Origin of the sequence: Escherichia sp. MOD1-EC7003 (genome assembly GCF_002965065.1) — a bacterium.
Lineage (GTDB): Bacteria > Pseudomonadota > Gammaproteobacteria > Enterobacterales > Enterobacteriaceae > Escherichia.
The window spans coordinates 1-703 of record NZ_PTRE01000300.1 but is presented as its reverse complement, the minus strand read 5'-3'; the positions used below and the strand labels follow the sequence as shown (position 1 = coordinate 703).

At 34.6% G+C, this 703-nt stretch carries 1 pseudogene; it reads right to left on the bottom strand.

The features are described 5' to 3' along the window. Positions 1-62 precede the first annotated feature (62 nt). A pseudogene (bfpA, locus tag A7090_RS25475) lies at positions 63-299 on the bottom strand (type IV pilus major subunit protein BfpA); the annotation flags it as partial. Positions 300-703: the final 404 nt, after the last annotated feature.

Here is a 703-nt window from a genome sequence, read left to right as displayed (position 1 = left end):
CGGAACAGTTTGAAAACCAGAACCTCGCTTAGGGCTGTGTCCACATTACGTGGGTAAGATCAAACAGCCACAGTATTTGTCAGACCAGTAAAGCTTGATGCCGACGTGTATAACGCTTTAACACCTGCCTGTATGGTGGCAATGTTATTGGATTCTGCCTGTGCTCTTTGTGAAGCCTGAACCTTGGGATACACAATAAAAGCCGCTACCACTAATGCAGCAATGATGCCTAAAACAAGTAATAGTTCGAGTAGTGAGAAACCCTTCTTGCTCTTTCTTTTGTTATTTAATAAAACCATTATTATCTCCTTTTTTATTTTAATGATACCTCCTGTTATAACGTATCTTTCATATCTGGCAATAAGCGAAGAAAGATATATATTATTCCATCTGATAGACGGATGAATTAAAAAAGGCAAAGAGAAATCTTTGCCTTCCGGGAGATTTAAAAACAACATTTGTTATCACTACTACTGTCATTATTACTTCCTCATGGGATATTAATCATATCTGATGAAAAAGTAATAATGACGTTTACAACATAAAAATTAATAGATTATTGGTCAAACAGAACGCATGAGTTAAAAGGAAAAATATGTATTAATAAAAAGATTACTTAGCGTTCTGTTCTTTTATATAGATAACAGATATTAATTAGATATCAACCCCGAGAGCGTTCAGAATTCTGTGTCACGTTAAAAAT